This is a genomic window from Mycolicibacterium gilvum (genome assembly GCF_900454025.1).
GTDB classification, from domain to species: domain Bacteria; phylum Actinomycetota; class Actinomycetes; order Mycobacteriales; family Mycobacteriaceae; genus Mycobacterium; species Mycobacterium gilvum.
The window spans coordinates 276,713-303,491 of record NZ_UGQM01000001.1 but is presented as its reverse complement, the minus strand read 5'-3'; the positions used below and the strand labels follow the sequence as shown (position 1 = coordinate 303,491).

At 69.2% G+C, this 26,779-nt stretch carries 13 protein-coding genes; 7 read left to right on the top strand and 6 right to left on the bottom strand.

The window, feature by feature from the left end; genetic code table 11:
- Nucleotide 1 precedes the first annotated feature (1 nt).
- A complete protein-coding gene (locus DYE23_RS01350) occupies nt 2–1,741 on the top strand; it encodes an acyl-CoA dehydrogenase family protein (protein ID WP_115326284.1) in 1,740 nt (579 codons plus the stop codon).
- A gap of 104 nt (nt 1,742–1,845) precedes the next feature.
- Nucleotides 1,846–2,007, top strand: coding sequence for a hypothetical protein (locus tag DYE23_RS30705; RefSeq protein WP_013470440.1), 162 nt, complete (start codon nt 1,846–1,848; stop codon nt 2,005–2,007).
- 12 nt (nt 2,008–2,019) lie between these two features.
- Here the strand turns inward: DYE23_RS30705 and DYE23_RS01345 are convergent, their stop codons facing one another.
- Complete coding sequence (locus DYE23_RS01345; protein WP_011891400.1) at nt 2,020–2,520, bottom strand: flavin reductase family protein; 501 nt, start codon at nt 2,518–2,520, stop codon at nt 2,020–2,022.
- A gap of 74 nt (nt 2,521–2,594) precedes the next feature.
- On the opposite strand from DYE23_RS01345, the gene DYE23_RS01340 reads away from it, so the two are divergent.
- Complete coding sequence (locus tag DYE23_RS01340; RefSeq protein ID WP_115326283.1) at nt 2,595–3,251, top strand: GAP family protein; 657 nt, start codon at nt 2,595–2,597, stop codon at nt 3,249–3,251.
- Between the two features lie 26 nt (nt 3,252–3,277).
- Here DYE23_RS01340 and pe read toward each other — a convergent pair whose 3' ends face one another.
- The 4 genes from pe to DYE23_RS01320 all read right to left on the bottom strand — a co-directional run bounded on the left by pe (nt 3,278) and on the right by DYE23_RS01320 (nt 10,782).
- Complete coding sequence (gene pe, locus DYE23_RS01335) at nt 3,278–4,420, bottom strand: acyltransferase PE (RefSeq protein ID WP_011891402.1); 1,143 nt, start codon at nt 4,418–4,420, stop codon at nt 3,278–3,280.
- A gap of 63 nt (nt 4,421–4,483) precedes the next feature.
- The gene (locus DYE23_RS01330) at nt 4,484–6,205 is read right to left on the bottom strand and encodes an AMP-binding protein (RefSeq protein ID WP_235660296.1); all 1,722 of its coding nucleotides are present in this window, start codon (nt 6,203–6,205) and stop codon (nt 4,484–4,486) included.
- 113 nt (nt 6,206–6,318) lie between these two features.
- Nucleotides 6,319–9,324, bottom strand: coding sequence for an MMPL/RND family transporter (locus DYE23_RS01325; protein WP_115326281.1), 3,006 nt, complete (start codon nt 9,322–9,324; stop codon nt 6,319–6,321).
- A gap of 36 nt (nt 9,325–9,360) precedes the next feature.
- The gene (locus DYE23_RS01320; protein ID WP_115326280.1) at nt 9,361–10,782 is read right to left on the bottom strand and encodes a condensation domain-containing protein; all 1,422 of its coding nucleotides are present in this window, start codon (nt 10,780–10,782) and stop codon (nt 9,361–9,363) included.
- 238 nt (nt 10,783–11,020) lie between these two features.
- On the opposite strand from DYE23_RS01320, the gene DYE23_RS01315 reads away from it, so the two are divergent.
- The 3 genes from DYE23_RS01315 to DYE23_RS01305 all read left to right on the top strand — a co-directional run bounded on the left by DYE23_RS01315 (nt 11,021) and on the right by DYE23_RS01305 (nt 23,423).
- Nucleotides 11,021–22,060, top strand: a complete 11,040-nt coding sequence (locus tag DYE23_RS01315) for a type I polyketide synthase (protein ID WP_115326279.1) — start codon at nt 11,021–11,023, stop codon at nt 22,058–22,060.
- A gap of 76 nt (nt 22,061–22,136) precedes the next feature.
- On the top strand, nt 22,137–22,613 hold the full coding sequence (locus DYE23_RS01310) for a TspO/MBR family protein (RefSeq protein WP_372516238.1): 477 nt from the start codon (nt 22,137–22,139) through the stop codon (nt 22,611–22,613).
- 18 nt (nt 22,614–22,631) lie between these two features.
- Nucleotides 22,632–23,423, top strand: coding sequence for an SDR family oxidoreductase (locus DYE23_RS01305; protein WP_011891408.1), 792 nt, complete (start codon nt 22,632–22,634; stop codon nt 23,421–23,423).
- Between the two features lie 81 nt (nt 23,424–23,504).
- Here the strand turns inward: DYE23_RS01305 and DYE23_RS01300 are convergent, their stop codons facing one another.
- On the bottom strand, nt 23,505–24,593 hold the full coding sequence (locus tag DYE23_RS01300) for an NAD(P)H-dependent amine dehydrogenase family protein (RefSeq protein WP_011891409.1): 1,089 nt from the start codon (nt 24,591–24,593) through the stop codon (nt 23,505–23,507).
- Between the two features lie 238 nt (nt 24,594–24,831).
- Between DYE23_RS01300 and DYE23_RS01295 the strand changes: the two genes are divergently transcribed.
- Complete coding sequence (locus DYE23_RS01295) at nt 24,832–26,667, top strand: acyl-CoA dehydrogenase (protein ID WP_099962318.1); 1,836 nt, start codon at nt 24,832–24,834, stop codon at nt 26,665–26,667.
- The last annotated feature ends 112 nt before the right edge of the window (nt 26,668–26,779 follow it).

Here is a 26,779-nt window from a genome sequence, read left to right as displayed (position 1 = left end):
CATGGCCGCCCGCGGACTTCTGCTGAACCCGAACCACTTCGACCCCGCATGGCTGGACCCCGAATCCCGGCGCCTGCTGCGCGCGCTCATCGACTGGTTCGAGCAGCGCGGCAAGGCACGGCTGCTGCGCGACGATCTCGACGGCGTCTGGGTCGCCGACTTCCTGGAGTTCGTCAAGAAGGAACGGTTGTTCGCGACGTTCCTGACGCCGTCGGAGTTCGCCGAGGGCGACCCGAACAAGCGGTGGGACACTGCCCGCAACGCCGTGCTGAGCGAGATCCTGGGCTTCTACGGCCTGTCCTACTGGTACGCCGAGCAGGTCACCATCCTGGGCCTCGGCCCGATCTGGCAGAGCGACAACGTCAAGGCCAGGGAACGCGCGGCGGCGCAGCTCGAGGCCGGTGAGGTGATGGCGTTCGGACTCTCCGAGCGGGCGCACGGCGCCGACATCTACAACACCGACATGCTGCTCACCCCGGCCTCGCCGGGAGCTGACGATCCCGTGGTGTTCCGCGCGTCCGGCGAGAAGTACTACATCGGCAACGGCAACGTCGCCGGCATGGTGTCGGTGTTCGGTCGCCGCACCGACGTGGAGGGCGCCGACGGATACGTGTGGTTCGTCGCCGACAGCCGGCACCCGGACTACGAGTTGATCGGCAACGTCGTGCACGGCCAGATGTTCGTCAGCAACTTCGCGCTGCGCGACTACCCGGTCTACGAGGAGGACATCCTCGCCACCGGCCAGGACGCGTTCTCGGCCGCGCTGAACACCGTCAACGTCGGCAAATTCAACCTGTGCAGCGGCTCCATCGGCATGTGTGAGCACGCGTTCTACGAGGCGATCACCCATGCGAACAATCGCATCCTGTACGGAAACCCCGTCACCGACTTCCCCCATGTGCGGGCCACGTTCGTCGACGCGTATGCCCGGTTGATCGCGATGAAGCTGTTCAGCGACCGCGCGATCGACTACTTCCGCAGCGCGGGCCCGCACGACCGCCGGTACCTGCTGTTCAACCCGGTGACCAAGTCGAAGGTCACCTCCGAGGGCGAAAAGGTCGTCACACTGCTGTGGGATGTGCTGGCCGCCAAAGGTTTCGAGAAGGACACCTACTTCTATCAGGTGACCCGGCTCATCGGGGCGCTGCCGCGACTGGAGGGCACTGTCCACGTCAACGTCGCGCAGATCTTGAAGTTCATGCCCAACTACATGTTCAATCCCGCCGAGTACCCGCCGATCGGCACCCGTGACGATCCGGCCGACGATGTCTTCTTCTGGTCCCAGGGGCCCGCGCGCGGCGCGTCGAAGGTGCGGTTCGCGGACTGGGCGCCGGTGTACGAGCGCCACTGCGACGTTCCGAATGTCGGCCGCTTCTACGAACAGGTGCAGGCGTTCAAGGAGTTGCTGACGGCCGCGGCGCCCGATGCCGATCAGCAGTCCGACCTCGACTTCGTCCTTGTCGTCGGGCACCTGTTCAGCCTTGTGGTGTACGGCCAGCTGATCCTCGAACAGGCCGAGATCACCGGGCTCGACCGTGACCTGATCGACCAGATCTTCGACGTCGCGGTCCGCGATTTCTCCGCGTACGCGGTGGCGCTGCACGGAAAACCCGGCTCCACGAGTGCGCAACAGGATTGGGCACTGTCGGCGGTGCGCAAACCCGAGCCGGACTCCGGGCGATTCGACCGGGTGTGGGAACAGGTGAGGGGCTACGACGGCGTCTACACGATGCGCCCCTGACAGGCCGGCCGGCAGATCGGACCGGGACTCGCAGTCCGGTCCCGGCGACCGCGAGCAGGCGTACGCTCGTGACAGCAGCCAGTCCCCGAAGAAAGGCAGCTCTCATGGCACTTCGAGAGCCCCACAGCATCACCGACATCCGCACGGCCATCCGTGAGTTGAGTGTCCGCGCCGACCTGGCCCGCAAAGAGGGACGCAGCGCCGATGCCGCCGAGTTGGACCGGCGTGTCCGGGGCTACCGCGACGAGCTGGGCGCACGCCCCTGAGCTGACCGCTCGTCAGGCTCCCAGCCGCCGGAACACGCTGCGGTGGAACACGATCGGCGCGATGTCGGGATGCACGGTGATATCGGCGACCCGAAGCACCACGATGGTGTGGTCGCCGGCCGGAACCAGCTGGTCGATGCTGGTCTCCAGCCAGACGCTGGTGCCGTGGACGAACACCGCGCCGCGCTCTGACGACGCCGTCTCCAGGCCCGCGAACCGGTCGCCCGTCTTCGCGGCCAGCGTGCGCGCGGCCTCGTCGTGGGCCTCCCCGAGCACGCTGATGCCCAGATACGGCAGGTCCTTGAGCAGCGGCCACGTCGACGACGAGTTCTGCACACAGAACGACACCAGCGGCGGATCCAGGGACACCGGCACGAAGGTGCTCGCGGCCAGCCCGACGCGGGTGCCGTCCACCTCCGCGGCGATCGCGATGACGCCGGACGGGAAGTGACCGAAGGCCTCCCGCAGCGAGGACGGGTCGAGGCTGATCCGTTGGGGTTCTGAGCCGCTCATCGCCGAAATCCTTGCACGAACCCACGCGCTGTGGCCACATCCCCCCGCCGGCGAGCCGGTAACGTGACGCCATCATGTGGATCACGCTCCTGGCCATGGCCGTTGCGGTCAGCCTGGAGCCGTTCCGGATCGGCATGACGGTCCTGATGATCAACCGGCCGCGGCCGGGCCTGCAGCTGCTCGCCTTCCTCACCGGCGGGTTCGCGATGGGCACCGCGGTGGGTGTCGCGGTGCTGTTCCTGCTGCGACCGGTGCTCGATTCGGCGCAGTTCACGCTGCCGCGGGTGCAGGTCGTGGTCGGGCTGGTGGTGCTGTGCACCGCGGCCGCGGTGGGTTCCGGGCTGGTGGGGCGCCCTCGCGACCCGGGCCGCGCACCGGGTGTGCTGGAGATGCGCGCCCGGCGTCTGCTCGACGGCCGTTCGCTGTGGACGGCCGCCGCCGTGGGCCTCGGGACCGCCCTGCCGTCCGTCGACTACCTCGCCGCGCTGGCGCTGATCGCCGCCTCCGGCGCCGCGGCCGCGACCCAGTTCGGCGCGTTGATGGCGTTCAACGCGGTGGCGTTCGCCCTGATCGAGATACCGCTGCTGTGCTATCTGGTGAGCCCGGACCGGACCCGCGCAGTGCTGGCGTCGCTCAATTCCTGGATCCGGGCACGGGGACGCGTCGGGGTGTGCGCGTTGATGGCGATAGTGGGAGGCGTGCTGCTCGTCGTGGGTCTCGCCGGCCTGTAGCGGGCGAATTCCGGCCCAGAACTGGCCTACGGCGGGTTGTTCAGGATGTACTGCAGACCCGAAAGGAGCTGCGAGACCGGGTCGGCTCCGCCGCCGAACGCGGCCTGGGTCGCCGGCGCGGTGACCTCGGCGGGGTCGTAGCCGTTGACCGGGTCGACGGTGATCGGCGCGGTGGCCGGATCGTCGTTGCGGGAGTATCCGGCGTCGACGTACGGGAGCAGCACCTTGTCGAGCTCCATCAGGGTGTCCTTGGGCACCCCGAGGTACTTGAACGGCAGCACCAGCGGGAGATGCTCCTCGGGGATCATGTACGTCGTCGTCGTCGCGCCGCGCGAGTTCACGGTGGTCCGGATGTTGCGCTCCGGCACCATGCTCGGATCGGTGAAGGCGACCGCGGTGTGACCGGTGGCGAGCCCGACGATCGCGTTCGCCACCGAGAGCCAGTTGTCGGGCCGGTCCGGCCAGTCGGCGATGCTGTCGTAGGCGGAGACGAACTTGTAGGTGTCGTACTGGCTCTCCACCGGCGCCGGGATTCGATAGTCCAGCGACGGCACCACGCTGCCGACCGGGAAGTTCTGGGTCAGGAAGCTCTCGCCGAACGCATGCTTTCCGACCGGGTTGCCGTACGTCGCGAAGCTCAGCTGATCCGGAGGCGGCGCCGCCGGATCGTAGGCCAGCCGCGCCTGCACCTCGTCGAGCACCGACGCGCCCTCGGACAGTCCGATCGCGGTGCCGGGGCCGCCTCGGCGGATCGCCCCGATCAGGTTGGGCGCGCCGACGTCGATGGACTCGCCGTAGCTGGGTCCGTCGAGGCCGAGGCCGGGGGCGATGCGGTCCCCGAACGCGCCGATACCGGGGAACAGGCGCTCCAGCGTGTGGCCCTGGACCTGACCGGCCGGATAGTCGACGATCTCGCGGTCCAGCCCGGGGAACCAGTCCGCACCGGTGCGCATGATGTATTCGTCGTACGGGATACCGAGCACGTGCGCGCCGCCGAGGGCGTAACCCCGTCCCGGCGTGCCCAGCGGCGTCGGGGCTCCCGCAGCGGCGCCCGGGGCCGGCGGGGGTGGCGGCGCGGGCGCGGGCTGCGCCGCGGCGATCCCGAGACCCAGGATGCCCGTCGCGCCCAGAGTGGTTATCGCAGTAGCGAATGCGAGATGTCGCCTCATGTGATTCCCCGCCCTGCTCGACCTCGCACCTGCCACCAAGCTACCTGACGAACACGCATGCTCTCAGGCGTCCAGTCGATCGAACTGATCCTGCCGGTAATGGTCGACGCAGGCGGAACGGCGCACCTTTCCGCTCGTGGTGGTCGGGATCGACCCGGGCGGCACCAGCACGAGATCCTCGACGTTGAGACCGTGCGCATTCGAGATCGCCGAAGTGACGTCGCTCTTGACCTCGCTGAGCCAGCGCGTCGCGTCCGCGTCGGGTTCGGCGCTCTTCTTCAGCTCGATGACGGTGACCAGTTTCTCGGTGCTGTTCTCCGGCACCGAGATCGCCGCGACGCGCCCGCGGGTGATTCCCTGCACGGTCGCCTCGATGTCCTCGGGGTAGTGGTTGCGGCCACGGATGATCAGCAGATCCTTGATGCGGCCGACGATGAACAGCTCGCCACCGTGGACGAATCCGAGGTCGCCGGTGCGCAGCCACGGGCCGGCCGGGGTGCCCGGGGACGGGTCGGCGAGCGTCGCGCCGAAGCACTGCTGCTCGTCGGCCGGCCTGCTCCAGTAGCCCGCCGCGACGTTCTCGCCGTGCACCCAGATCTCGCCGACGACGTCGGGGGCGCACTCGCGGTTCGTCTCGACATCTACGATGCGCACCGTCGGCGCCTGCGGCAGCGTGTAGTTGACCAGCGCGGTGCCGCCGGTGGTGCGCCGCGCCACCCGGCCCGCCGAAAGTTCGTTGCTGTCGAACCGGGCCTCGTCGGCCGACTCGCGGTAGATGCCGCTCGCGACGAACACGGTGGCCTCGGCCAGCCCGTAGGACGGCCGCAGCATGTTGTCGCGGAAGTTGAAGTGTGCGAAGCGATCTGCGAAACGCTCCAGGGTCGCCGGATTGACCCGCTCGGCGCCGTTGATGATCCCGAGCACGCCGCCGAGGTCGAGTCCGGCCAGGTCGCTGTCGCGGGTCTTGCGGGCCGCCAGCTCGAACGCGAAGTTCGGCGCGGCCGAGAAGGCCTGCGGGTTTTCGGCCAGTGCCCGCACCCAGCGCGACGGCTTCTCCAGGAACGCCACCGGGCTGGTCAGCTTCGCGGGGTGGCCGCCCAGGATCGGCGCGCAGACCCCGAGCACCAAGCCCATGTCGTGGTAGAAGGGCAGCCACGACACGATCGTCAACTCGGCCGTCGACCGAATGTGCGGTACCGCGAAGAAGCTGCGCATCAGCTGCTCGTAGTTCGACTGCAGGTTGCGGTGCGAGATCATCACGCCGGTGGGCAGCCGGGTGGATCCCGAGCTGTATTGCAGGTAGGCGATGTCGGGGGCCTCCCCGGCGGCCACCGCAGGCTCGTCGTCAGAGGGCGTGCCGTCGAGATCCAGGGTGTCGACCGTGACGATCGTCGGCGCGATCTGCATCCGTGCCTCGTCGACGTAGGCGCCGACGTCCCCGGCGACCGCGGAGGTCGTCAGGACCACCGCCGGCGTGGTGTCGGTGAAGACGGCGCTGACCCGGTCGTGGTTGGAACCCCGGTGCGGCAACGGAAGTGGCACGGCGATCATCCCGGCCTGCATCGAGCCCAGGAACGCCAGGATGTACTCGAGGCCCTGCGGGGCGAGGATCACCGCCCGGTCCCCGGCCGACCCGTGCCGGGCCAGGACCCGCGCGACGTTGGCGGTGCGCCGCGACAGCTGCGACCAGGTGACGGTTTCGGCGACACCGGCCGGATCGTCGGCGTATTCGGTGAACGTGAACGCGACGTCGTCGGGGCGCATGCTGGCGCGGCCGTGCAACATCGAGAGGATTGTCGACTGGGGCGTAGCTGTCACATCACGTCCGTACTGAATCTGCGAGGAGCACCGTCAGCCCTGCGCTGCCGACCGGCTCGTTGGGCGAAGTTTTGCACACATCAGGTGTCCGCGCTAACTCGTTCACGCGCGGGGGCCGCGACCCGCGACGGCCACCAGTTGGCGCGTCCGAGCAGCGTCGCGATAGCGGGCACCGTGATGGTCCGGACCACGAACGTGTCCAGCAGGATGCCGACACCGATCACGAATCCGCCCTGCACCACGATGCCGATGCTGGAGAACAGCAGACCGGCCATGGACGCGGCGAAGATCAATCCCGCGGCGGTGATCACGCCGCCCGTGGACCCCAGCGTCCGGATGATGCCGAAGCGGACGCTGTGCGGGGATTCGTCACGCATCCGGGACACGAACAGCATGTTGTAGTCGGCGCCGACCGCGACGAGCACCACGAACGCCAACGGCGGCACGCTCCAGTGCAACTGCTCGCCGAGCAGCAGCTGGAAGACCAGCACCCCGATGCCGATCGCGGCGAAGTAGGACACCACCACCGAGCCGACCAGGTACAGCGGTGCGATCAGCGACCGCAGCAGCACCATCAGCACCAGCATCACGATCACCAGGGTCACGATGATGATGAACCGGATGTCGCGCTCGTAGTAGTCGCGGGTGTCGCGTAGCGCGGCGGGAAAGCCGCCCATCGAGATCGACGCGTCGGACAGCATCGTGTTGGGCTGTGCGCCGCGGGCGATGTCGCTGATCGTGTTGACCTGGTCCATCGCCTCGGAGGTGAACGGGTTGAGCTTCGTCTGCACGAGGTAGCGCACCGAGTGGCCGTCCGGGGAGACGAACGCCTCGGACGCCTTCTGGAACTCGACGGCGCCGAGCACTTCGGCCGGAATGCTGAAGCCCGCCATGTTCGAGCTGGACGCGTCGTTGCGCATCGTCAGCAGGAACGCCGCGGCCTGATCGAGGCCGGCCGCCATCACGTTGATCTGCTCGACGAGCTGGTCGACACCCCCGGCGACCTGACGGCTGCCGTCGGCGAGGCGGTCGGCGCCGTCCTGCAGGTCGTCGAGGCCGGCCCGCGCGCCGGCGGGGGTGTCGAGACCCATTGCCGAGATCGCCTTCGTCAGCTGGGCCAGCGCGCCGTTGAGCTGGTTCACCGTCGCGGTGAGACTCTGCCGGTCGTCGACACCCTGGAGTTGGCCGGCCAGCTGGTTGATCTCGTCGACGCGGCCGTCCTCGCGGGCGGCGACCAGCTTCTCGAACTGCATGCGGGTGTCGACGCACGACGGGTTGGCGTCACACACCCGGTTGCCCTGCAGCGCCGTGAGCACCGGTCCGATCCAGGCGAACATGTCGCGCACGGCGCGGAAGTTGATGCCCATGGACAGACCGAGCTTGTTGACGCTGTCGACGAGCTTGGCGGCGGTCGCGACGTCGCGGACGAGTTTGTCGCCGCCGTACTCGGTGCGCACCGACGAGAAGGTGTCGATGATCCCTTTGAGGCTGGGTGCGATCTCGTTGACCTGGGAGCGGACGTCGCCGAGGCTGTCGGCCAGCGTGGTGGCGCCGTCGGCCAGTGTGGTGAGGTCGCCGCTGCGTTCGCCGATCTGGGCCGAGCCCGCGGCCAGCCGGTCACCGACGATGCCGGCCTGGAACGTGGCGCGGAACTCCGCGGGGACCTCACCCAGCGGGCGGGTGACGCCGGAGACCAGCGAGACGTCCGGGATTTGCGCGATCCGCGACGCCATCTGCTCGAGATCGGCCAGCGCCTGCGGATTGCGCAGATCCTTGGGCGACTGGATCAGGATGTACTGCGGAATCGACTGGCTGATCGGGAAGTGGCGTTCCAGCGCGGCGTAGCCGACCGAACTGGGCGCCGCCGCGTCGACGGCCTTGCGGTCGTCGTAGTTGAAGTCCGCCACGATCGCGAAGCCGGCGAGCAGTGCCAGCACCAGCGCGCTGGCCACCAGGTGCGGTACCGGTCTGCGCACGATGCGGATACCGGAGCGCCGCCAGAACTGCGCCGTCAGTTCACGCCGGGGTTTGATCCAGCCCTTTGGGCCGGCCAGCACCAGGATCGCCGGCAGCAGCGTCACCCCGGCGAGGTAGGCCACGCCGATGCCGATCGCCGCCGACACCCCGATCGTCCTGAACACGCCCATCTCGGCGAAACTCATGGCCAGGAAGGTGATGCCGACCGTGGACGCGGACGCGGTGATGACCTTCCCGATCGAGGCCATCGCGGCCCGGACCGCCTCACCCGCCTCCGCGCCCCGTCGCAGATAGTCGTGGTAGCGGCTGATCAGGAACACCGCGTAGTCGGTGCCGGCGCCGGCCAGGATCGCGCTGAGGAACACGATCGACTGGTTCGAGACGCCCGCGCCCGTCAGTTCGGAATAGCCGGCGACCACGCCTTGCGCGATCAGCACCGACGCACCGATCGTCAGCAGCGGCAGCAGCATCGTGACGGGGTTGCGGTACACCAGCAGCAGCACGCCCAGCACGAGCACGGCGATCGCGATCTCGATCGGCAACCGGTCCTGTTCGCCGGCGACGGTCAGGTCGGCGACGGTGGCGGCGGGGCCGGTGACGTGGACGGTCAGGGAGCTGCCACCGGTTCCGGCGTCGGGCACCTCGTGCCGGATCACGTCGGCGACACGGTTGAAGGACTCGTAGGCCCGCGGGGTGCCCAGCTCGCCGACGAGGCTGACCGGAAGCACCCAGGTGGTCTTGTCCTCGCTGGTCAGGAACTGCCGCAGCTGCGGCGTGCCGAGGAAGTCCTGCACCGACACCACGTCGGCGACGTCGTCGCGCAGCGCGTCCACCACGTTGCGGTAGGTGAGTTCGTCTTCGGGGACCAGCCCGCTCTCGTTGATGAACGCGACCACGAGCAGGTTGTCGGAGCCGGGCTCGTCGAACGCCTCGGCCATCTTCTGCGCGGTGACGCTCGACGGCGCATCCGCGGGAAGGATCTGCAGCGGATTCTTCGCGGCCATCTGGCCCAGCGACGGGAAGGACAGCGGCAGCGCCACGGCCAGCGCGATCCACACCCCGATCACGGCCCAGGGCCAGCGCACCACGACATCGGCTAGCCGTCGCATATCGGCCACACCTCCGCCCCAGCGATTTGCTCCACGCTACGCGACGCGTCCCCAGTGCCCGGTGTCGGCGACCAGCGAGGCCACCGAACTCATCGTCTGCATGTAGCGCTCGACCGATCGTTTCGCGACCGGATTGTCCGGATGCATGATCGCCATCTCGGTGCCCTGGCCGTACCGGAAGATGTAGATCGTCAGCTGGTAGGAGAACCGGCCGTCGGGATAGATGCCGATGTTGTCGGCCAGCCCCATTTCACTGGCCGCGAGAATGGCGTTCAGCGGCGCGGCGCCGCCGTGGAAGAAATTCGACACCGGGAAATTCGGTCGCGGCCATCCCAGCCACGGCGCCAATTCCAGAACGCGGTAATACGGCACCTTTGCCATGTTCAGGCCCGAGTCGAACGAACTCTGCGCGGCCCATGCGGCTTCACCGAAGGACGCCGCACCGATGGGCACCGTGATCGGAATCAGGCCGGTGAACCAGCCCTGGGTCATGAAATTGTCCGATCCGCTGCGCGAATCCCTCGGCGTGAGCCCGTAATAGGTCAGTGCGCCGGTCAATTCGTGTTCCACCTGCGCCAGGCAGGCGAACAGGCCGCCGACGAAGCGGGCGCCGGCGGCCGTGGCGGCCGCGTCGAAGCGCTCGGTCTGCGCGGTGTCCATCAGGACCGCCGACGTCATCACGCTGCGTGTGGAATCCTTCGGATTGCCCAGTGGCAGGGGGAATTCGGGGAACCCGTCGCTGTTGTTCTCGGCGAACTCGATCCACGCCCGCACGCCGGGCGAATCCTCGGTCAGCTCCGCCGTGTACTCCCGCTCACGCACGCAGAAGTCGTCGAAACTGCCGGCGTCGGGCAGCGCGAGGGCCGCACCGCCGCTGCTGAGCGCCGAATACATCCCGTTGGCTTCCATCATCGTCGTGCCGATCAGGGTCGCGTCCCCGTGCACATGGTCCATGGAGGCGAAGAAACTGAAATGGTCGTCGTTCTGAATGATCCCGAAGGTGAAACAACCCCATTCCAGCGGACTCGGAATGGCCACCACGTGGGTATGGATTTCGTCGACACTCATATGGCCGTGCTCGACCGGAACGAATTCGATGTCGTCGGGGTCGACGAGTGCCCGGCGGACGAATTCGCCGTCACCGCTGTGTTCGAACCAACTGCGGAATGTGTCGTGCCGGCGCAGATACGCGTTCACCGCGTGGTCCATGGCCTCGATGTCGCACACGCCGGCGACGTCGCAGCTCGCGATGATCTGGCGGGAGAAGTTCAATCCTTCGGTCGTGCGGTCGCAGTAGTTACGAAGATGCTGGCCCTGCATGTAGCTGACCGGCACCGAACTGACAGGAGCCTGCCGCGCCTTGTCTATTGACGCCGCCGTCGGATGCCAGGAAATGACCTTGCCGGGCTTCAGCGACCATTCCTCAAGTGCGCCAACCGTGATCTTGCCGATGCGCAAAGCGTGGTCCTCCCGAGTCGTGCCCGAATATCCGCGTTCGGATCCGCAGCACCCGTGTTCGCCGGATCAACATACCCAACACCAGCACGCCGTCGCCGGGTCACGGCCGATCGCGGACAGCAACCTCTCGCATGCCCCTCCCGCCCGTGCAATAGTGTCCGTCGGGGGAGTCCGATCTCGGCGTGACAGCGCTGTCGCAGCGCCGCTGTCGGACCGCCGATTCACGGGAGGACAAGGCATGGGTTCCGCCGCACATCAGGGCGAGTCGGCCCATCGCTTCGCCATCGTCGGATATGCCGGCCGGTTTCCGGGGGCGCGCGACGCCGAGAGCTTCTGGGAGCTGCTCGCCGACGGCCGCGACGCGATCTCGGAGGTACCGGAGGACCGCTGGGACGTCGAGGCGTTCTTCGATCCGGACCCGTCCACCCCCGGCAAGGTCGTGACCCGGCGCGCGGGCTTCGTCGACGACGTCTCCGGATTCGATGCGCCCTTCTTCGGCATGTCGACCCGCGAGGTCCGGCTGATGGATCCCCAGCACCGGCTGCTGCTGGAGACGGCGTGGCGTGCCATCGAGCACTCGGGCACCGCGCCGTCGGAGCTGGCGAACACCAACACCGGGGTGTTCGTGGGTCTGGCCACCCACGACTACCTGGGGATGGCCTCCGACGAGCTGAGCTACCCCGAGATCGAGGCCTACATGGCCATCGGGACCTCGAACGCGGCCGCGGCCGGACGGATCAGCTACCGGTTGGGCCTGCAGGGCCCCGCGGTCGCCGTCGACACGGCGTGCAGCTCGTCCCTGGTGGCCATCCACCAGGCCTGCCAGGCGCTGCGCCTCGGCGAGTGCGATCTCGCGTTGGCCGGTGGCGCGAACGTGATCCTGACGCCCGCGACCATGATCACGTTCTCCAACGCGCACATGCTCGCCCCCGACGGTCGATGCAAGACCTTCGACGCCGCCGCCGACGGCTACGTCCGCGGCGAGGGCTGCGGCGTCATCGTCATCAAGCGTCTCGAGGACGCGGTGCGCGACGGCGACCGGATCCGGGCGGTGATCCGCGGCAGCGCGATCAATCAGGACGGCGCCTCGGGCGGTCTGACCGTACCGAACGGTGTTGCGCAGCAACGGGTTATCGGCGATGCCCTCAGTCGTGCCGGTCTGGCGCCAGGCGACGTCGACTACCTGGAGGCCCACGGCACCGGCACCTCGCTGGGAGACCCGATCGAGGCACAGGCCGCGGGCGCCGCGCTCGGCCCGGGCCGGGAGCCTCAGCGACCGCTGCTGATCGGCTCGGCGAAGACCAACATCGGGCACCTCGAGGCGGCCGCCGGGATCGCCGGCGTCATCAAGGTCGTGCTGTCGCTGGAGCACGAGACCCTGCCCAAACACCTGAACTTCGAGAACCCGTCACCGCACATTCCGTGGGACCGGCTGCCGGTCGAGGTGGTCAAGGAGTCCATCCCCTGGAGGCGCGGGCAGCGCGGCGGGCGGCCGCGCATCGCCGGGGTGAGTTCGTTCGGCTTCGCCGGAACCAACGCCCACGTGATCCTCGAAGAGGCGCCTCTGGCAGCGGAGCCGGCGCAGGAGTCCGTCGACGACGGACGCTTCACCCTCCTCCCGCTCTCGGCGCGCACCCCCGCCGCGCTGATGGCCGTCGCGGACCGCTACCGCGACTGGCTGGTCGCGAACCCGGACGCGACGCTGGCCGACCTGTGCTTCACCGCGGGGACCGCCCGGTCCCACCTGGAGCACCGCGCCGCGCTGGTCGTCAACACCCGTGAGGCCGCACTGGATCTGCTCGGTGCGCTCGCCGACGATCGTCCCGCACCCGGCCTGGTGCGCGGGGAATCCCACGACACCCCGAAGACCGCGTGGCTGTTCACCGGTCAGGGCAGCCAGTACCCGGGTATGTCGCGCGAGCTGTTCGACACCGAGCCGCTGTTCGCCGAGACGCTGCGCGAGTGCGCGGCCGCTGTTGACGGAATGCTCGAAAAGCCGTTGCTCGACGTCATTTTCGATACCGACGGGGTTCTTGACACCGACAGCAACGAAACCCTGCGCCACACGAGCTACGCGCAGCCGGCGTTGTTCGCCGTCGAGATGGGCCTAGCCCGACTGTGGCAGTCGTGGGGATTCGAACCCGACGTGGTCCTCGGCCACAGCGTCGGCCAGTACGCGGCGGCCTGTGTCGCGGGCGTGCTGAGCCTGCGGGACGGAGCACGATTGATGGCCGAACGCGGGCGCCTCTTCGGCAGCCTTCCGTCGGGCGGGCGCATGGCCGCGGTGTTCGCGGCAGCCGAGCGTGTCGAGGCCCTGACCGACGAGTACCCGGCACTGTCGGTTGCCGCCTATAACGGCGCCAACACCGTATTGTCCGGGCCTGCAACAGATCTGGAGAGGGCTGTGGCCGGCCTGGTCGCCGACGGGGTGCGCTGCGACTGGCTGGAGACCAGCCACGCGTTCCACTCGGCGCTGCTCGACCCGATCCTCGACGATTTCGAATCGTATGCCCGCGGCATCACTTTCACTGCGCCGCAACGGATCCTGATCGACAACCGCACCGGAGCCGCGTTGGGCCGCAGCGTCACGCTCGACGCCGCGTACTGGCGCCGCCACGCCCGCCAGCCCGTGGAGTTCGCCAAGAGCGTGCACACGCTGGCCGACATGAACTGCAAGCTGCTCGTCGAGATCGGCCCCCGGCCGGTGCTGACCGCGGCGGCGCTGAGCGCCTGGCCGGACCCCGCCACCTCACCGCGGGTGATCGCCTCGCTGCGCCGCACCACCGCCGATCAGCGCCAGATCACCGAGGCGGTGGCCGACGCCTACGTCCTCGGGCATCTGCCCCGGTTCGCCGCGTTCCGGCGCGACGGCGCACGCGTGCTCGACCTGCCCACCTACCCGTTCGAGCACCGGCAGTACTGGTTCTCCGACAGCCGGGAACCCGTCGCCGCCGCGCCGCAGCGGGGCGCACGCACCGAGACCGTCCGTCTGCTCGAGGACGGCCGCATCGAGGAGCTCGCCGCGCTGCTCGGCGGCACGGTCGACGACCCCTTCACTTTCGATGTACTCAACCGGCTTGCCGCACAGCACAATCAGCAGAGGTCTACGGAGTCCATCGCCGACGATCGATACCAGATCCGTTGGGAGACCGCGGCCGAGCCGCCGGTGGGGGCGGACGCCGCCGACGGCATCACGTGGCTGCTGGTCGGCGACGACACCGACGCGACCCGCCCGCTGGTCGACGTGCTGGCCGCCCGCGGTCACCGCTACCGGATCCTCGGGTTGCCGAAATCCGGCGCCGAGGAGCACGAACTCGCCGACACGCTGCGCGACGCCGCGGCCGACGCCACGGACCTGCGCATCGTGCACGTCGCGGCACTGGACGCCGCCGAGAGCGACACCTCCATGAAATCGCTGCTGCGGATGCAGCACCGGGTTCTGGGTGGCACGCGCCGGCTGTTCGGCGCTGCGGTGGCCGCCCAGTTGCGCTCACCCATGTGGCTGGTGACCCGCGGCGCCCAGCACGTCACCGACACCGACGTCGTCGCACCGGATCAGACGTGTCTGTGGGGCTTCGGTCGAGCCGCGTCCCTGGAGCATCCGCAGATCTGGGGTGGCCTGGCCGACCTGGGCGGCGGCACCTCCGACGAATGGTCGCGGCTGCTCAACCGCATCGCCGCGACGCACGACCCCGCGGTCATGGAGGATCAGGTCGCGGTCCGCGGCTCCACGAGCTACGTCCCCCGCCTGGTGCACCGGGACACGCTTCCCAGCGGCAAGCCACTCCACCTTCGTGCCGACGCAACGTATCTCGTCACCGGAGGGCTCGGCTCTCTGGGACTGGAGATCGCCGGGTACCTCGCCGCCAATGGCGCCGGGCATCTGGTGCTGACCAGCAGACGCACACCCGACGAGGCCGCCGCGTCCCGCATCGAGGCCCTGCGCGAACGCCACGGGTGCGAAGTGCGTGTCGTCACCGCCGACGTCGCCGACGCGCACGCCGTGGCGCGGCTGCTCGCCACCGTGCAGGCCGAGATGCCGCCACTGGCCGGCATCGTGCACGCCGCAGGCGAGATCGGCACCACGCCGCTGGCCGACCTCGACGACGCCGAAGTCGACCGCGTGTTCGCCGGAAAGGTCTGGGGCGCTTGGCATCTCAGTGAGGCCACGTCCGATCTGCAACTTGACTTCTTCATCAGCACCTCCTCGATCGCGTCGGTGTGGGGCGGGTTCGGCCAGGCCGCCTACGGCGCAGCCAACGCGTTCCTCGACGGACTGGCCTGGCGGCTGCGCGAACAGGGCGTCGCGGGTGTCAGCGTGAACTTCGGCCCGTGGTCGGCCGGGATGGCCGACGCACAGTCGCGGGCGCGCCTGGAGCAACGCGGCATCAAGACCCTCTCCCCTGCCGATGCGCTGGCAGGCCTGTCGGATGCGGTCATCAGCGCCGCGCCGCACCCGGTGGTGGCCAGGGTCGACTGGTCCCGGTTCCTGCCGCTCTATCAGCAGGCGGGCCGGCGTGGTTTCCTCGCCGAGCTGGAACGCGAGCTACCCGCTGCGCCGGCCCAGCAGGGGCCCGCCGTCACCGCGTCGGGCAGGACCCCGTTGGTCGAACGACTGACCACCGCGCCCCTGCAGCAACGCAAGAGGCTTCTGACCGATTACCTGCGCGATGCGGTGGCCGAGGTGACGCGCGTCGATGCCGCCGAGATCCGTGAGGACGCCGGCTTCTTCGACCTCGGCATGGATTCGCTGATGGCCGTCGAGCTGCGGCGCCGCATCGAAACCGGTGTGGGCAAGGAGATACCGGTCACCCTCGTGATGGATCACCCGCGATTGTCCGACGCGGCCGACTATCTGCTCGGCGACGTGCTCGGCCTGACGGAGGCCGCGACGGCACCGAAGGCGGCGACGGTGGTCTCGACCGCCGCCGACGAACCGATCGCCATCGTCGCGGTCTCGTGCCGGTTCCCGGGCGCCCCGAATCCGGAGGCCTTCTGGGACCTGCTGTCCGGGGGCGTCGATGCGATCCGGGAGGTCCCCGAGGACCGGTTCGACATCGACGAGTTCTACGACCCCGACCCCGACGCGGCCGGCAAGACCTACACCCGCTACGGCGGATTCCTGGACCACATCGACGAATTCGACCCTGAGTTCTTCGGCATCTCGCCGCGGGAGGCCGTCTGGATCGAGCCTCAGCAGCGGCTGATGCTCGAAACCGTCTGGGAGGGACTGGAAAGGGCCGGGTACGCACCCTCGGCACTGCGGGGCAGCCGCACCGGCGTGTTCGTCGGGGTCGCCGCCAACGAGTACGCCCACCTGCTGTCCGCCGAGTCCATCGACAAGATCGAACCGCACTTCATCACCGGCAACGCGCTCAACGCGATCTCCGGCCGGGTCGCGTTCGCGCTCGGGCTGGAGGGACCGGCCGTCGCCGTCGACACCGCGTGCAGCTCGTCACTGGTCGCGGTGCACCAGGCCACCCAGGCGCTGCGCTCCGGTGACTGCGACATGGCCCTGGCCGGCGGCGTGAACGTGCTGCTGAGCCCGGTCACCGTGGTCGCCGCGTCTCGCGCCCGGATGCTGTCCCCGGTGGGCCGGTGCAAGACCTTCGACGCGTCGGCCGACGGCTACGTGCGCAGCGAGGGCTGCGGCATCCTGGTGCTCAAGCGGCTGAGCGACGCGGTGCGCGACGGCGACCGGGTCTGCGCGGTCATCGCCGGCAGCGCGGTCAACCAGGACGGTGCCTCCAGCGGGCTGACCGTGCCCAACGGCGGTGCGCAACAACGCCTCATCGGCACGGTGCTCGCCCGCGCCGGTATCACCGGAGGCGAGGTCGACTACCTCGAGGCCCACGGCACAGGCACCCCGCTGGGCGACCCGATCGAGGTGCAGGCCGCTGCCGCGGCCTACGCCGGTGCCCGCGACGCCGACCGTCCGCTGCTGATGGGTTCGGTCAAGACGAACATCGGCCACACCGAATCCGCCTCCGGCGCGGCCGGTCTGATCAAGGTCGTGCTGTCGCTGCAGCACGAGACCCTGCCGCAGAGCCTGCATTTCGACACGCCGTCGCCGCACATCCCCTGGGACTCGCTTCCGGTGCGCGTGGTGGACACCGCGATGCCGTGGCAGCCCAACGGCCGGCCGCGCCGCGCCGGGGTCAGCTCGTTCGGGTTCACCGGCACCAACGCCCACGTGCTGATCGAAGAGGCGCCGACGGATTTGGCAGGGCCGACGGAGCCGACGGCGCCCGCCGAGCCTGTCGACGAGGACGCCGCGGCCGACCCCGCCCCCGCTCCCGTGGAGGTGCTCCCGCTGTCGGCGCGCTCACCGGAAGCCCTCGTGGCGCTCGCGCAGCGTTACGAGACCTGGCTGACCGCCCATCCGGAGGCCGACCTCGCCGACGTCTGCCGGACCGCCGGCACCGGCCGTTCCCACTTCGAACACCGCGCCGCGCTGGTCGTCGACTCCGTCGAGAGCGCCCGCATCGCGCTCACCGACCTGGCGCAGAACCGCCTGCGGCCCGGCGTGGTGCGCGGCGAACACCTCAACCACCCGACGACGGCGTGGATGTTCACCGGCCAGGGCAGCCAGTACCCCGGCATGGCACGCGAATTGTTCGACACCGAACCGGTTTTCGCCGACACCGTGACCCGCTGCGCGGACGCGGTCGCCGACCTGCTGCCCCGGCCGCTGCTCGACGTGATGTTCGCCGGCGGCCGCGAAGCGGGGGTGCCCCCCACCGAGACGCTGCGCCACACCTCCTTCGCCCAGCCCGCCCTGTTCGCGGTCGAGATGGGGCTGGCACGGTTGTGGCAGTCCTGGGGGATCGTGCCCGACGTGGTGCTCGGCCACAGCGTCGGTCAGTACGCGGCGGCCTGTGTCGCGGGCGTGTTCAGCCTGGAGGACGGCGCGCGGTTGATGGCCGAGCGGGGTCGGCTCTTCGGCAGCCTGCCCGAAGGCGGTCGGATGGTCGCGGTGTTCGCCGACGCCAAGCGCGTCGAACAGGTCGCCGCCGAGTTCCCCCGCGTGTCGGTCGGGGCGTACAACGGCCCCAACACCGTGCTCTCGGGACCCGGGGAGGATCTGGAGCAGATCGTCGGGACGTTCGGTGAGGACGGGATCCGCTGCACCTGGCTGGAGACCAGCCACGCGTTCCACTCCGAGCTGCTCGATCCGGTGCTCGACGAGTTCGAGTCCTACGCCGCACAACTGCAGTTCGCCGCCCCGACCCTGCCGCTGGTGTGCAACCGCACCGGCGCGGTGCTGACGGGGCAGACGTCGCTGGACGCCCAGTACTGGCGGCGGCATTCGCGGCAACCGGTGCAGTTCGCCGAGAGCGTGCGGACCGTTGCGGCACTGGGATGTTCGGTGCTGATGGAGATCGGCCCCCAGCCGGTGCTGACCGGCGCTGCGGTGCAGGTGTGGCCCGAGCATATGGCCGCACCGCGTGCGATCGCGTCGCTGCGCAAGGGTGTGGCGGACCGGCGGCAGATCGCCGATGCGCTGGCCGCGGCCTACATCGGCGGCCACAAGCCCGATTTCGCTGCGCTGCACGAGCAGCGGGGCGTCCGGCTCGAGCTGCCGACCTACCCGTTCCAGCGTCGGCGTTTCTGGCCCAAGTCGGCGGGCATGGCGATCGACGGCGGGGTCGGGGCCTCAGCCGGATCCGGAATCCTCGGCAGCGGCAAGGATCTCGCGTCCGGGGACTCGGTGTACACCAGCAGGCTGTCGGTCAAGACGCAGCCGTGGTTGTCCGACCACGTCATCTACGGCACCGTCGTCGTCCCCGGCGCGACCTACGCCGCGATGGCGCTGGCCGCCGTGGGCACCCCGGCGCACGCCAAGGACGTGTTCTTCTACGAGCCGATCATCCTGCCGGAGAAGAGTTCCCGCGAGGTTCAGCTGACCGTTCACCCGTCGGTCGACGGCGAGTCGAAGTTCCAGGTGCACAGCCGGCCGTACGGCGAGCGCGGTGCCGAGTGGGCGCTCAACGCCGAGGGTGTCGTGGCCAGTGGCGTCGGGGATTCGCCGGCAGCCGCGGGTGATCTGGAGGATCCGGTCGACGAGGCCATCGAACGGCTCAACCGGATGCGACCGCAGGAGCTGTTCGAGACGTTCGCCGATCTCGAGCTGGCGTGGGGTCCGACCTGGTCCGGCTCGCTGAAGTCGTTGTGGCTCGGGGAGGGTGAGGCGATCGGCGACATCCTCGTCGGGGCGGAACTCGCCGAACAGCTCGGCACCGAGCCGATGCACCCGGTGCTGATGGATCTGTGCACCGGGGTCGCGTTCCCGGCGTTCCCGGCGCTGCTGGCCGCCGAACAGGGCGTCAACGACCTGTACCTGCCGCTGCGGTACGGTCAGGTCTCGTTGCAGGAGAAGATGCCCCGGCGGTTCTATTGCCGGGCCACCTGGCACGAGGCCCCGCTCGACAGCGAGACCCAGGTGTTCGACCTCGAGTACCTCGACCGGGACGGCCGCCATCTCGGCGGCATCCGGGAGTTCACCGTCAAGCGTGCGCCCCGCGAGGCGCTGCTGCGCGGTCTCGGCGGCGACGCCACCCGTCTGCTCTACACGCTGGGCTGGCACGAGGTTCCGGTCCCGGAGTCCGGCGACGGTGCCGCGCCGCAGGGCACCTGGCTGATCGGCGGCTTCGACGAGCTGGCCGCGTCGGTTCCGGGCTGCATCCCCGCCGACCGCACCAACCCGGAATCACTGCGGCAGTTGCTGACCGACGCGCACGGCCGCGGTCTGCCGTTCTCCGGCGTCGTGTGGCGCGCGGCCCGGTCCGACGGTGACGAGTCCGATGCCGAGGTGGCCGCGCGACTGGAGGCGGAGATCGCCGAGCTGCTCGGCGCGGTGCACACCGTGCAGGGCGGTGAGGTGAAACTGCCCGGCGGGCTGTGGATCGTCACCGAACGCGCCGTCGCGACCGAATCGGGCGAGCCGGTCGACCCGGTGCAGGCCGCGCTGTGGGGCTTCGGGCGAACGGCCATCAACGAGGAGCCCGCGCTGCGGTGCAGGCTCGTCGACTGCGACGGGTCACCGCAGGCGGTGCAGGCGCTGGCCGCGCTGCTGTCGACACCGGTGGACGAGCCGGAACTGGCTGTGCGCCAGGGCAAACTGTTGGCCTCGCGGCTGCTGCCGTGGTCGCGCAGCGGTCATCTGACGGTCCCGCGCGGTGGGGACTACGTGCTCGCGCCGACCGAGCGCGGTGCGATCGACAACCTGCGGCTCACCGACTCCGAGGTGCCGCCCCCGGCCGAGGGGTACGTGCAGGTCCGGGTCGAAGCCGCGGGGCTGAACTTCCGCGACGTGCTCAACGTGCTCGGTCTCTACCCCGGCGACCCCGGGCCGATCGGCGGCGACTTCGCAGGCACCGTCACCCAGCTGGGCGAGGGCGTCACCGGACTCGATGTGGGTCAACGGGTCTACGGCTCGATGCAGGGTGCGTTCGCGAGCCGGTTCAACGTGCCGGGCCAGTTCCTGGCGCCGATCCCCGACGGGGTCAGCGCCGTCGAGGCTGCGACGATCCCCGCCGCCGCGCTCACGGTGCGGCTGTCGTTCGACTGGGCGCAGGTGAAGTCCGGCGACAAGGTGCTCATCCACGCCGCCAGCGGCGGCGTGGGGTTGGCGGCGGTCCAGATGGCACAGCAGTGTGGCGCCGAGGTGTACGCGACCGCCAGCACGTTCAAGCGCGCCACGCTGCGCAAGCTCGGCGTGAAGCACGTCTACGATTCGCGCACCACCGATTTCGCCGAGCAGATCCTCGCCGACACCGACGGTGCCGGGGTGGACGTGGTCCTCAACAGCCTGACGAGCGAGGGCTTCATCGAGGCCACCCTGCGCGCCACCGCCCAGGGCGGCCGCTTCGCCGAGATCGCCAAACGCGACATCTGGACGGTCGAGCAGATGGCGGCTGCCCGCCCCGACCTCGCCTACGAGATCGTCGCCCTCGACACCGTGATGTTCACCGAGCCCGACCGGATCCGTGACCTGCTCACCGAGGTGTCGACGGGTCTGCGGGACGGCGTGTGGACCCCCCTGCCCGCCGAGGTCTACCCGTTGACCGAGGCGCGGGCCGCGTTCCGGCGGATGCAGCAGGCGCGCCACATCGGCAAGATCGTCGTGCAGATCCCGAATCCGCTGCAGCCGCAACCGGATCGGAGCTACCTGATCACCGGCGGGCTCGGCGCCATCGGCCTGCACACCGCCGGGTACCTGGCGCAGCTCGGCGCCGGCGACATCGTCCTGACCAGTCGGCGTGCCCCCGACGCGGCCGCACAGCAGGCGATCGCCGACATCGCCGACCGCACGAAGGCCCGTCTGCACGTGTTCACCGCGGACGTCGGCGTCGAGGCCGACGTGGCCGCACTGCTGGAGCGGATCCGCGCCGAACTCCCGCCGCTGGCGGGCGTCGCCCACCTGGCCGGCGTGCTCGACGACGCGCTGCTGTCCCAGCAGAGCGTCGAGCGGTTCCGGACGGCGTTGGCGCCCAAGGCGTTCGGCGCCGTCCATCTGGACAGGTTGACCAGAGCCGATGACCTGGACTTCTTCCTGGTGTCGTCGTCGGTCTCCAGTCTGTTCGGGTCGCCCGGTCAGTCCAACTACGCGACCGCCAACGCGTTCCTCGACGGCCTCGTCGCGCAGCGGCGGGCACAGGGGCTACCCGCCACCGGCGTGAACTTCGGGCCCTGGGCCCGCGGCGGCATGGCGTCGTCGGAGGCCGCGGCGGCCAACATCAGTGCCCAGGGCCTGATTCCGCTGGAGCCGTCCGCGGCGCTGACCGCGATGGCCGAGGTCGTCGCCAACGGCACGGCGCAGGCCACCGTGCTGAAGGCGAACTGGCAGCGGGCGGCGAAGGTGCTCGGCAGTTCCCGGCCGCCGATCCTGGATCTGGTGTTGCCCAGCGCCGTCGGGGAGATCACCGGCGACAGCGAACTGCTCAAGCAGCTGCAGGAGATCCCGGTGCCCCAGCGCGCCGGGTTCGTCACCGAGTTCCTGCAGAAGGAGGTGCAGAACTTCCTGCGCCTGGCCCAACCGCCCGCGGCGACCAGCCGGTTCCTCGACCTGGGCACCGACTCGCTGATGGCGATCGAGCTCCGAAACCGGTTGCACAGCCAGTTCGGCGGAGCGTTCACCATCAACGCCACCGCGGTGTTCGACTACCCGACCATCGGCGGGCTCGCCGAGTACCTGGTCGCACAGCTGCCCGACGCCGAGACGCCGCAGTCCGCACCGCAGTCCGAATCCGAACCCGGCCCCGATGTCACCGAATGACCACAATTGGCCCGTCTGACGGCGGGGTCCGCCGGGTAGCCTGCCGCCCATGACGTCCGATTCGGTGTCGACTTCGGTGTCGGCACGCACCACACCGTGGCTCGCCTTGGCGATCTCGTTCGCCGCCGTCATCCTGGCCTCCGCGCTGGGCGGGTTGTCGGCCAACAGCGCCGACGGGTACGCGCAACTGGAGCAACCCGGATTCGCGCCGCCCTCCTGGGTTTTCGGCCCCACCTGGACGCTGCTGTACGCGTTGATGGCGATCGCGGCGTGGCTGGTGTGGCGCACCGGTCCGTCCCCCGAGACGCGGCGCGCGCTGACGCTCTACGGCGTCCAGTTGGTGCTCAACGCGGCGTGGACGCCGTTGTTCTTCGGTCTGGGCTGGCGCGGCGTCGCGTTCTTCGAGCTGAGCGCGCTGCTGGTGGTGCTCATCGCCACCGTCGTCATGTTCTGGCGCCGCAGCACCCTCGCCGGCGCGCTGCTGCTGCCCTACCTGGCGTGGTCGACGTTCGCACTGTGCCTCAATTTCGCGGTGTGGCAGCTGAACAACTGAGTGTGACGAGGAGTTCGTGTGACGAAATCTGTGTTCATCACCGGAGCGGCGACGGGAATCGGTCGCGCCACCGCGCTGCTCTTCGCCGGCCGCGGGTACCGCGTCGGCGGTTATGACCTCGACGAGGACGGATTGGCGGTGCTGGCCGCCGACATCACGGCCGTCGGCGGGACGCCTGTGGTCGCCCACCTGGACGTCACGGATCCCGACGAGGTGGCACGGCGGCTCGCCGAGTTCGCCGAGGGATCGGGCGGACGGATCGACGTGCTGATCAACAACGCGGGTCTGCTGAACGCGGGCCGCTTCGAGGAGATCCCGCTGGAGGTGCACCACCGCGAGATCGAGGTCAACGTCAAGGGTGTGGTCAACGGGCTGCACGCGGCGTTCCCGTATCTGAAGGGCACTCCGGGCGCGGTCGTGGTGAACCTGGCGTCCGCGTCGGCGATCTACGGTCAGGCCGAACTCGCGAACTACAGCGCGACCAAGTTTTTCGTCAGGGCGATCACCGAGGCGCTGAACCTGGAGTGGGGGCACTACGGCATCCGCGTGATCGACATGTGGCCGCTGTACGTGAACACCGCGATGACCAAGGACGTCAAGACCGGCACCACGCAGAGCCTCGGCATCCGGCTCACCGCCCAGGACATCGCCAACGACATCGTCGCCGCCGTCGACGCGACGTGGGCCCGGAAAGCGTTGGCGCAGGTGCACTTTCCGGTCGGCCTTCAGGCCAAGGCGCTGGCGCTCGGGGCCAGATTCTCACCGGCGTGGCTCACCCGCCTGGTCAACAAGGGCCTCGCCGGCAGCTGAGCGCGCCTCGGCGTCGCGAGATTCACACCACCGTCGTGAATTCCGTCCGCACACGACCGTGAGTGCACTCTCGCGACGCGATCACGCCCAGCGCGCGTCCTCTGCCTCCGGGGGCAACGCCGAGCGCAGCGGCACCGCGAGTCCGTCGTAGATCCCGGGCTTCTGCTCCACCAGCCAGTTCAGCGCGCCCAGAAGCCGGTTGGCGGCCGTCGTGTTGCCTCCGTCGGCACGGGTACCGCCGGGCACGTCGGCGCGGCTGGTGATCGTCAGCTGCGGGTCGCCGTCGACGACCACGCGATGCTCCCCGTCCCCCTGATCGGGTTGGGGCCAGTGCGGTGCGCAGGACGGGTGGATGCGGGTGATGTGGTCGATGACGATGCGCTGTCTGCCGTCCGACCAGCCGATGACCTTGAGCCAGAACGCGCCCTGGGTGCCCTTCTCGAACGTTCCCATCACCGTCTCGACGGTCTCCTCCAGCGGCAGGCGTTCCACTTCCTCGGTGATCTCGTCGATCTCGATGCCGAGCCCGCGGCCGACGAGGCGCACGTTGCCGCCCCACACCATCGTCGGGATCGACGGCAGCAGCATCATCGGCGTCTCGTCCATCGATCCTCCGAAACCACAGGACACCTTGACCGCGAACGGCTGGTCGTAGGTGGAGTAGTCGAAGATCTCCTGGCAGGTGATCGTGTTGATGCGGGTGCACAGGCTCGCCGCCGTCACCGCGAGCGCGTCGTTGCCCCACCCCGGGTCGACGCCGCTGACCAGGAGTGTGGCGCGGCCTTCCTCGGCCGCCGCGGTCAACCGTTCGATCCATTCGGCGGGCGCGGACGCGGGGTCGTAGAGCGAGTAGAGCGACGGCGTCACGACGTGCCGCCCCGCGCGCAGACACCGCTCGATGTCGGCGAGGGCGTCGTCGGGCCGGATGTCGCCGGACGCCATGTACGCAACCGCATCGCAGGCGGCCAGGGCCGCGTCCACGTCGGTGGTCGCCGCGATCCCGGTCGGCGCCTCCAGTCCCCCGAAGGTCGCCGCATCGCGGCCGGCCTTGTCAGCTGACGAGGTGATCACCCCCGCGAGCGCAAGCCCCGGGAACGCCGCCGTCGACCGGATCGCCGTGGACCCCATGTTGCCGGTACCCCAGACCGCGACCCCGATTGCCCTCTGCATGTCGAACACCCTATGCGCCCAAACGTGAGTATCATCACAAACCGCTGAAAGCCCAGCTCAACGCCGGAAATCAGGCGTCGTGACCGCACCGGCCAACCGCTCGGTTGGGAGTTGGGGGGAAATTGCTCACACTCGTCTTGCGTTGAAGTTACCGAGCGGTATAGTTACGCGCAGTTACTGGTGGGTAACTTATGGACGAGTACCCAACCGCATGTGGCGTTCTCACCGAGGAGGAATCGTGGGCCACTACAAGAGCAATGTTCGCGACCAGGTATTCAACCTGTTCGAGGTTCTCGGCGTCGACAAGGCGTTGGGCCAGGGCGCGTACGCCGAGCTCGACGTCGACACCGTCACCGAGATGTTGGGCGAGATGGCCAAGCTGGCCGAGGGGCCCGTCGCGGACTCCTTCGCCGAGGGCGATCGCAACCCTCCGGTCTTCGATCCCAAGACGCACTCGGTGACGTTGCCCGAGGCGTTCAAGAAGTCGGTCCGCGCCGTCACCGACGGCGGCTGGGACAAGCTGTCGGCCAGCGAGGAGATCGGTGGCGCCGCACTGCCCAGCGTGATCTCGTGGGCTCTGCAGGAGCACATCCTGGGCGCCAACCCCGCGGTCTACATGTACGCGATGGGCGCCGGCTTCGCCGACATCTTCTACCACCTGGGCACCGACGAGCAGAAGAAGTGGGCCAAGCTCGCCGCCGACCGCGGCTGGGGCTCCACGATGGTGCTGACCGAGCCGGACGCCGGCTCCGACGTGGGCGCCGGACGCACCAAGGCCGTGCAGCAGCCCGACGGCACCTGGCACATCGACGGCGTGAAGCGGTTCATCACCTCCGCCGACTCCGATGACCTGTTCGAGAACATCATGCATCTGGTGCTGGCACGCCCCGAGGGCGCGGGCCCGGGCACCAAGGGTCTGTCCCTGTTCTTCGTGCCGAAGTTCCACTTCGACCCCGAGACAGGCGAGCCCGGTGAGCGCAACGGCGTGTTCGTCACCAACGTCGAACACAAGATGGGCCTGAAGATCTCGACCACCTGTGAGCTCTCGCTCGGCCAGCACGGCACCCCCGCCGTCGGCTGGCTCGTCGGCGAGGTGCACGACGGCATCGCGCAGATGTTCGACGTCATCGAGCAGGCCCGAATGATGGTGGGCACCAAGGCGATCGCCACCCTGTCCACCGGCTACCTGAACGCGCTGGCCTACGCCAAGGACCGCGTCCAGGGCGCCGACCTGACCCAGATGACCGACAAGACCGCGCCGCGGGTGACCATCACGCACCACCCCGACGTCCGTCGCTCGCTGATGACGCAGAAGGCGTACGCCGAGGGCCTGCGCGCGCTGTACCTGTTCACCGCGACGCACCAGAACGCCGAGATGGCCAAGGTCATCCACGGCATCGAGCCCGACCTCGCGGTCCGGGTCAACGACCTGATGCTGCCGATCGTCAAGGGTGTGGGTTCGGAGCAGGCGTACGCCAAGCTGACCGAGTCGCTGCAGACCTTCGGCGGCTCCGGCTTCCTGCAGGACTACCCGATCGAGCAGTACATCCGTGACGCCAAGATCGACTCGCTCTATGAGGGCACCACGGCGATCCAGGCGCAGGACTTCTTCTTCCGCAAGATCGTCCGCGACAAGGGTGTGGCGCTGGCTCACGTAGCCGGCCAGATCGAGCAGTTCGTCAAGGCCGAGACCGGCAACGGCCGGCTGAAGGCCGAACGTGCGCTGCTGGCCACCGCGCTGGAGGACGTCCAGGGCATGGCCGCGTCGCTGACCGGCTACCTGATGGCCTCACAGGAGGATCAGGCCGCCATCTACAAGGTGGGCCTGGGTTCGGTGCGCTTCCTGATGAGCGTCGGCGACCTGGTCATCGGATGGCTGCTGCAGCAGCAGGCCGCGGTGGCGATCGAGAAGCTGGACGCCGGCGTCGAGGGTGCGGACCGCGCCTTCTACGAGGGCAAGATCGCGGTCGCGTCGTTCTTCGCGAAGAACTTCCTGCCGCTGCTCACCAGCACCCGGTCCATCATCGAGAACCTCGACAACGAGGTCATGGAACTGGACGAAGCGAGCTTCTGACCCCCTCTGTTCGCTTCGGACCCGAGACGCCCCCGGACTCTTCCCGGGGGCGTCTTGCGTTGCGCAGTGCGAGCGTCTTCCCCGCGAGCAGACGCAAAGTCAGGCGTGTCCG

Bases quoted from the DNA above. Each gene is read 5' to 3' on its own strand.
- DYE23_RS01340 (WP_115326283.1), top strand. From the start codon at position 2,595: ATGTGGATCACGCTCCTGGCCATGGCCGTTGCGGTCAGCCTGGAGCCG.
- DYE23_RS01315 (WP_115326279.1), top strand. From the start codon at position 11,021: ATGGGTTCCGCCGCACATCAGGGCGAGTCGGCCCATCGCTTCGCCATC.
- DYE23_RS01350 (WP_115326284.1), top strand. From the start codon at position 2: ATGGCCGCCCGCGGACTTCTGCTGAACCCGAACCACTTCGACCCCGCA.
- pe (WP_011891402.1), bottom strand. From the start codon at position 4,420: ATGAGGCGACATCTCGCATTCGCTACTGCGATAACCACTCTGGGCGCG.
- DYE23_RS01300 (WP_011891409.1), bottom strand. From the start codon at position 24,593: ATGCAGAGGGCAATCGGGGTCGCGGTCTGGGGTACCGGCAACATGGGG.
- DYE23_RS01330 (WP_235660296.1), bottom strand. From the start codon at position 6,205: ATGTTGCACGGCCGCGCCAGCATGCGCCCCGACGACGTCGCGTTCACG.
- DYE23_RS01345 (WP_011891400.1), bottom strand. From the start codon at position 2,520: ATGAGCGGCTCAGAACCCCAACGGATCAGCCTCGACCCGTCCTCGCTG.
- DYE23_RS30705 (WP_013470440.1), top strand. From the start codon at position 1,846: ATGGCACTTCGAGAGCCCCACAGCATCACCGACATCCGCACGGCCATC.
- DYE23_RS01325 (WP_115326281.1), bottom strand. From the start codon at position 9,324: ATGCGACGGCTAGCCGATGTCGTGGTGCGCTGGCCCTGGGCCGTGATC.